Genomic DNA, 6,751 nt, shown 5'->3' on the forward strand with positions numbered 1-6,751 from the left:
GCGGAAGCGTGATGACCACAGCCAGGAAGGCATCCACCGGGCGGCGTGTCGGACGGCGGGTATCAGGCGTTCCGGGCGGCACGACCAGCCGGTTCGTCCTCCTGATCGCGACCGTGACCGCAGGCGGGCTGTATGTCTTCCTTCAGGCCTACTTCCTCGTCCCGCAGAACGCCGAATTCTTCTTCGGTACGTTCAGCCGATGCTTCCAGGACCGCCGGATCGCGCTCCCGGAGCAGACCAACCACGGCTACCAGGAGTCTCGGCGCCTGTTGTCGATCTGTCAGCAGCCCGCCTTCGTCGACCAGGCGCAGTGGGTCGGCATCGGGTTCCTGCTGCTGTGCGGCGTGGCGTCGGCCTGCTATCTGTCGCACCCCTGGTGGGTGACCCGCGCCAGGTGCGAGAGGCTTCCGGCGCTGCCGAGCCTGCGCTCGCGCAAGCTGTCGCGGTTCCCGTCGAAGGACGAACCCGACGAGCGGGAGATCGCGGAGTACCTCGACCAGCTTTGCCGCACGGTCGGCGTGCAACCTCCGCCCGTCTGGCTGCTGGATGCCTGGGCGGATTCGCCGAACGGACTTGCCTTCGGCGTGCCGTGGCGACGACGCGTCATCATCGACGCAGGTCTGGTGAAGCTTTTCCGCAGCGATCGCGACACGTTCCGTGCCGTGATCGTGCACGAGTTGGCGCACCTGCGCAATCGCGACGTGGACAAGACCTATCTGGCTTTCGGAATCGGGTGGGCCTTCCTGATCGTCGCGGTGCTGCCCTTCGGAGCCCTGTCACTGCACAGTGCGATGTCCGGCGGGTCCCCCGTGGTCCCCCGGGGCGCCGTGCGGTATCTCGCGGACGTGCCGCACGCCCTGGGGCTGGCAGCCGCCCTCACCCTGCTCGTCCGCCTCGTGCGCAACGCGGTCCTGCGGGCCCGCGAATTGCATGCCGACGCCACGACTGCGGAGCAGCTCGGGTACGAGGGGGCAGCGGCGATCACCCGGGCGTTGGGGGACCAGCCCTCCTCGGGCCGAAGCTCCGCACTCGGCGCCTCGGCCCGGCTCACAGGCCTGCTGGGGTACTGGCCGACGCCCGAGATGCGGGATCGTGTCCTGCGCGAACCGGCCCTGCTCACCCGCCCGACGGTGTGGGAGATGCTGGGTGCCGGAGTCGTGGCAGGCGTCTTCACAGCCAGTGCCGATGACCTGGTGGGCACGCTGTTCCGCCTGCTCTGGGGCAAACTCAACACCACTGCGGGCGACCTGACGGTCGGCTGCGCCATCGGCGCCGCACTCACGGGAGTGCTCGCCGCAGCCGTGTGGCGCACCGTCGCGGCGTCCGACCTGACACCTCGGTCCACCTGGGCCACATGGCCGGCGCTTCCCGCCGGGCTCGTCGGAGGGTATCTCGCCGGAGCCAGCCTGCCTCTGATCACGGACGGAAACGAGATACCTGCCACCACGCTGGAGGTTCAGGGCTTTGCGTGGCTGCTGAGGACGGGACCGGTGCTGCTGGCCGGGGCCGCGTGCGTCACGGTCTGGCTGGTGTCTGCGGCGCGCGCCCTGCTCCCTCGGACCCGCGGCCGGCGAGGCTTGTACGCGGTGGCGGCCACGTCCGTCGTCTCCTTCGCCCCGTGGTTCGCCGTCTGGTACTCCGTCCGCCGCATCAGCGAAAGCAACGGATTCCAGCCCGTCCTGGGGAACGCCTCGGACATCGGCTCCTCGATCGGCTGGTACACGGCTCTCAGCCGCTGGACGGGCTCCATGTGGCAGCCGCTCACTGTGCAGGGGCATCTCCCGTCCGCCCTGGTGGGCCTGATGCTGCTCTGGCTCGTGCCGCTCGCCCTGTCCCTGGTCCCGGCCAACGCGAACCAAACCGACGCGGACGAAACCGACACGGACGAAGCCGACTCGGACGTGCGGCCACAGATCAGGACGGCTCTGCTCGTGGGCCTGGCCGGCGGGATCTCGGTCATCGGCGCGGGCGCGGCCATGCCGTTCCTCGCGCGGACCGCGCTGCCGCCCGCTGTCCTGCACCATTCCGGAACGCAGTACGACACGGGGTTCCCGGCCGTGTACTGGCACACCTACATCGCCCTCGCGTGCCTCGCCCAGGGTGCCGTGGCCATGGTGATCGCGGCCGTTGTCCCGAGGAACCGGCCCGCGCTCGTCCTGGTCGGCTCAGCAGTGACCGCGTTCGCGGCGGCTCTCGGCCGCGCGCCGGCCTTCACGGTGGCCGGCTGTACCGGCCTCTTCGGGTCGGCTGCCCGTCGGTGTTCCGTCCCGTTCGTCCCCGAGGTCCTCGCGGGGGACCTGCGGACCATCGCCCTGCGCGGGCTGCTGGCCGTAATTCCCGCAACCCTCCTGGGAGTCGGCGCAAGAGCACTCGCACGGAGCCGGTCCCCCGCCCAGGGCGATGCGCGCACAGCGGGCGGATCCCGGAAACCTGCCCGGAAACCTGTCCGGCCCCATGCCTGGGCCTGGGCACCGGCTACGGCCCTCATCGTCCTCGTCGCGGCAGCCATCGCCTCAGTGGCTCTGACGCTTCCCGGAGACCGGTACGTCTGGGAGATCTGGCTCAGCGGCTGACACCGCGCGCCCGGACACCCCGCCCGCGTCGGTCAACCGACCAGCACAGACACGCTCGCCGGGCAGCCGACCCGCGTCAATCCGCCTCTCCCGTACTCCCCCTGACCACGAGCCGAGGCGCCAGCACCACCTCGCGCGGCTCCTTGCGCCCCTCGTCGAGCCGCTCCACCGCCGCCCGGACCGCATGCCGCGCCTGGTCCTCGGCGCTCTGGCTGACCGTCGTGAGGTCGACGAGGCTCAGGCGGGAGAGCGCGTCGTCGTCGTAGCCGGCCACCGAGACCCGGCCGGGGACGGCCACGCCCGCGCGGGACAGCGCGGCGAGGACGCCGATGGCGCACTGGTCGTTGTAGGCCACGACGGCGGTGGGGAGTTCGCCCTCGTCGAGCAGGCGCCGGGCCACGCGCTCCCCGGAACGCTCGGTGCGGTCGCCGGACAGGATCCGGATGTGCTCGGCCAGGCCGTGCCGGCGCATGGCGTCCCGGTAGCCGCGGCGGCGGTCGGTGGCGATGACGCCCTTGCCGCCGTCGACGTGGGCGATGGCGCGGTGCCCGAGGGCGACGAGATGGTCGACGACCTGGCCGACTCCGTCGTCGTCCGCGGTGCGTACGACGTCGAGTTGTGCGCCGGGGATACGACGGCCCACGGCGACCACGGGCACCTTGCGGTGCAGGGCGGCGAGGGTGTCGGCGGGGGCGACCGGGCCGAGCAGGATGAGCGCCTCGCTGCGGAAGGCGAGCAGGGTCCCGACGGCGGTCTCCTCGTCGCGGGTGCGGGTCTGGGTGCTCAGCACCAGGTCATAGCCGAACTCCTCCGCCGCGGTGTGCAGATGCTCGACGAGTTCGGCGTGGAAGGGGCTGTGCACGTCGACCATGACGCCGAGCAGCCGGCTGCGTCTGCTGGCCAGCAGACTGGCCGTGCGGTCGACCTGGTAGCCGAGGTCGGCGGCGGCCCTCAGGACCCGCTGCCGGGTGCGCTCGCTCGGGCCGGGCACACCGCGCAGAACCAGGGACACCGAGGCGGTGGACAGGCCCACCCGCGCCGCCACGTCCTCCAGCCGGGGGCGGGAACCTGCGTCGGCCACTGATCCTCCTGCCGGATTCCCCTGCTGCGACACCCTTGGCATGTCGGCGGGACCGGTTCGACAGTACCAGGATTTAAAGCGTTTAAAACGCTCTGCCGGCCGGCTCACCACCAACGGAACCCGCCGATCCGGACGCCGACGCCTTCGAGCACGCTCCATCCGGCACACTCGCCCCCATGGAGACTGCCGAATTCCTCGAGACCCTGGACCGGGAGGGCCGGCTGCTGGCCGCCGCGGCCGAGCTTGCGGGTACGGACGCCAAGGTGCCGACCTGCCCGGAGTGGCAGGTCAAGGACCTGTTGCGGCACACGGGAGCGGTGCACCGCTGGGCCACGGCGTTCGTCGCCGACGCGCACACCACGCCGCGCCCCCTCACCGACGGCCCGGACCTGGACGGCGCCGAGCTGGTGGCCTGGTACCGGGACGGCCACCGCCGGCTCGTGGAGACCCTGGCGGCCGCGCCGGCCGACCTGCAGTGCTGGACGTTCCACCCGGCACCCTCCCCTTCGCCGCTGGCGTTCTGGACCCGGCGGCAGGCGCACGAGACGACCGTCCACCGTTACGACGCCGAGGCCGCGCGGGGCGGTACGGCGTCGCCGATCGCCACGGAGTTCGCGGCCGACGGCATCGACGAGCTGCTGCGCGGCTTCCACGCCCGGCCCCGGAGCCGGGTCCGCACGGAGCAGCCCCGCGTGCTGCGGGTGCGCGCGGTGGACGCGGGCGCGGTGTGGACCGTACGGCTGTCGGCGGAGCCGCCCGTGACCTCGCGGGACGGATCCGGGGAGGCGGACGCCGAACTCGTGGGCCCTGCCGACCAGTTGTACCTGGCTCTGTGGAACCGGACGCCCGTACCGGGCGTGACGGGTGATCCCGCTCTCGCGGCGCTGTGGCGGGAGAAGTCCGGGATCTGAGGTTCCGTCAGTCTGCGTCGGCCAGCATCCGGGCCAGCACCGCGCGCTGCATCGGCCGTACCTCGCCGTGCAGCGCGCGCCCCTTGGCCGTGAGCACCACGCGCACCCCGCGCCGGTCGTCCGGACACATGGCCCGCTCGACGAGGCCGTCCTTCTCCAGGCGGCCGATCAGCCGGGACAGCGCGCTCTGACTCAGATGGACCCGCTCCGAGATCTCCTGAACGCGGTAGGCGCAACTGCCGTCCGCCGCCGCGCACTCGGCGAGCAGGTCGAGCACCTCGAAGTCGCTGGCGCACAGGCCGTGTCCGTGCAGGGTCCGGTCCAGCTCGCACTGGGTGCGGGCATGCAGCGCGAGGATGTCCCGCCACTGCTCCACGAGCGCCTGCTCAGCCCTGTTCGCCGCCATGCGCGCACCGTAGCAGAGAAACAAGATTGTTGCATCGGAATTAAATGCATTTGCATTCGATGCATGCGCATGTAGTGTCGTCGGCATGACCTCTCCGCTCACCACCCCTGCGGCCTCGTCCTCGACGGTCCGCTGGACTCCCCGGTTGTGGGGCACCCTGCTGGTGCTGTGCGCCGCGATGTTCCTGGACGCGCTCGACGTGTCGATGGTCGGCGTCGCGCTGCCGTCCATCGGCTCCGATCTCCATCTGTCCACGTCGACGCTGCAATGGATCGTCAGCGGCTACATCCTGGGATACGGCGGCCTGCTCCTCCTCGGCGGCCGCACCGCCGACCTGCTGGGCCGGCGCCAGGTGTTCCTGGTGGCCCTCGGCATCTTCGCGCTCGCCTCGCTGCTGGGCGGGCTCGTGGACTCGGGCCCGCTGCTGATCGCCAGCCGCTTCATCAAGGGCCTGAGCGCGGCCTTCACGGCGCCGGCGGGCCTGTCGATCATCACCACGAGGTTCCCGGAAGGCCCGCTGCGCAACCGCGCGCTCTCCATCTACACCACCTGCGCCGCCACCGGCTTCTCGATGGGCCTGGTCCTCTCCGGCCTGCTCACCGAGGCCAGCTGGCGCCTCACCATGCTGCTGCCCGCGCCCATCGCACTGATCGCGCTCGTCGCCGGCCTCAGGCTGCTGCCGCGCAGCGCACGCGAGAAGACCCACGCCGGCTACGACGTCCCAGGCGCCGTCATCGGCACCGCGTCGATGCTGCTGCTCGTCTTCACGGTCGTCCAGGCCCCCGAGGCGGGCTGGGCCTCCGCCCGTACGCTGCTGTCCTTCCTGGCCGTCGCCGTCCTGCTGACCGCGTTCGTCCTGGTCGAGCGGCGCTCGCCGAGCCCGCTCGTCCGGCTCGGGGTGCTGCGCTCGGGCAGCCAGGTCCGCGCCCAGCTGGGCGCGGTGGCCTTCTTCGGTTCGTACGTCGGGTTCCAGTTCCTGACGACCCTGTACATGCAGTCCCTGCTCGGCTGGTCCGCGCTGCACACGGCGCTCGCCTTCCTGCCGGCGGGTGCGCTGGTGGCGGTGTCCTCGACGAAGGTCGGCGCGATCGTCGACCGGTTCGGCACCCCACGGCTGATCGCGACCGGCTTCGCGCTGATGGTGGTCGGGTACGCGCTGTTCCTGCGCGTCGACCTGGACCCGGTGTACGCGGCCGTCATCCTGCCGTCGATGCTGCTGATCGGCGCGGCCTGCGCGCTGGTCTTCCCCTCGCTCAACATCCAGGCCACCAACGGGGTGGAGGACCACGAGCAGGGCATGGTCTCCGGGCTGCTCAACACCTCCGTGCAGGTGGGCGGGGCGATCTTTCTGGCCGCCGTGACGGCCGTGGTGACCGCGGCCGCACCGGCCGAGGCCACCCCGCAGGCCGTCCTCGACAGCTACCGGCCGGGCTTCATGGTCGTCACGGGCGTCGCCGTGGCCGGCCTGCTGATCACGCTCACCGGGCTGCGCAGCCGTCACGCCCAGCCGTCGATCGTGGTCACCGGATCCACCGTGAAGGAGGCGGAGGCGGAGCGCGTGGCGGTCCGCGACTAGGGCCTGTCGACACCGCCGGGCAGGCGGGAATCTGACGACAGGCCCTGGGGGGAACGCCTCCAAGCGTGGGGCCCGCGGGGGGTGGTTGTGCCGCCGGGCGCCCCGCTTGGGGTCGGGCCGGGTGGCGTCACCCCGGGGGCGGCGCCCCAACGGCGCGCCGGTCGCCGCCCCCGGGGGGCTCCGCGACGCACGGGGGAGCGCCCC

Annotated in this window: 5 protein-coding genes; 3 read left to right on the plus strand and 2 right to left on the minus strand. The window is 72.0% G+C overall.

The window, feature by feature from the left end:
- Positions 1–11: 11 nt before the first annotated feature.
- Positions 12–2,573 carry a M48 family metallopeptidase gene (locus ACIRVH_RS33330; RefSeq protein WP_403961045.1) on the plus strand — a complete coding sequence of 854 codons (2,562 nt, stop codon included), beginning with the start codon at positions 12–14 and terminating at the stop codon, positions 2,571–2,573.
- Between the two features lie 76 nt (positions 2,574–2,649).
- On the opposite strand, the gene ACIRVH_RS33335 is transcribed toward ACIRVH_RS33330, so the two are convergent.
- Positions 2,650–3,696, minus strand: a complete 1,047-nt coding sequence (locus ACIRVH_RS33335) for a LacI family DNA-binding transcriptional regulator (RefSeq protein WP_403961047.1) — start codon at positions 3,694–3,696, stop codon at positions 2,650–2,652.
- A gap of 134 nt (positions 3,697–3,830) precedes the next feature.
- Between ACIRVH_RS33335 and ACIRVH_RS33340 the strand changes: the two genes are divergently transcribed.
- Positions 3,831–4,565: a maleylpyruvate isomerase family mycothiol-dependent enzyme gene (locus tag ACIRVH_RS33340; protein ID WP_403961050.1), complete on the plus strand. Its 735-nt coding sequence runs from the start codon at positions 3,831–3,833 to the stop codon at positions 4,563–4,565.
- A gap of 7 nt (positions 4,566–4,572) precedes the next feature.
- Here ACIRVH_RS33340 and ACIRVH_RS33345 read toward each other — a convergent pair whose 3' ends face one another.
- Complete coding sequence (locus tag ACIRVH_RS33345) at positions 4,573–4,971, minus strand: MarR family winged helix-turn-helix transcriptional regulator (protein ID WP_403961052.1); 399 nt, start codon at positions 4,969–4,971, stop codon at positions 4,573–4,575.
- An 85-nt stretch (positions 4,972–5,056) separates the two neighbouring features.
- Here ACIRVH_RS33345 and ACIRVH_RS33350 point away from each other — a divergent pair, with 85 nt between their 5' ends.
- Positions 5,057–6,547, plus strand: coding sequence for an MFS transporter (locus tag ACIRVH_RS33350; RefSeq protein ID WP_403961055.1), 1,491 nt, complete (start codon positions 5,057–5,059; stop codon positions 6,545–6,547).
- The last annotated feature ends 204 nt before the right edge of the window (positions 6,548–6,751 follow it).

The organism is Streptomyces sp. NPDC101165, assembly GCF_044768135.1.
GTDB lineage: Bacteria > Actinomycetota > Actinomycetes > Streptomycetales > Streptomycetaceae > Streptomyces.

Coding starts and splice junctions, on each gene's coding strand:
- ACIRVH_RS33330 (WP_403961045.1), top strand. CDS start 12: ATGACCACAGCCAGGAAGGCATCCACCGGGCGGCGTGTCGGACGGCGG.
- ACIRVH_RS33335 (WP_403961047.1), bottom strand. CDS start 3,696: ATGCCAAGGGTGTCGCAGCAGGGGAATCCGGCAGGAGGATCAGTGGCC.
- ACIRVH_RS33340 (WP_403961050.1), top strand. CDS start 3,831: ATGGAGACTGCCGAATTCCTCGAGACCCTGGACCGGGAGGGCCGGCTG.
- ACIRVH_RS33345 (WP_403961052.1), bottom strand. CDS start 4,971: ATGGCGGCGAACAGGGCTGAGCAGGCGCTCGTGGAGCAGTGGCGGGAC.
- ACIRVH_RS33350 (WP_403961055.1), top strand. CDS start 5,057: ATGACCTCTCCGCTCACCACCCCTGCGGCCTCGTCCTCGACGGTCCGC.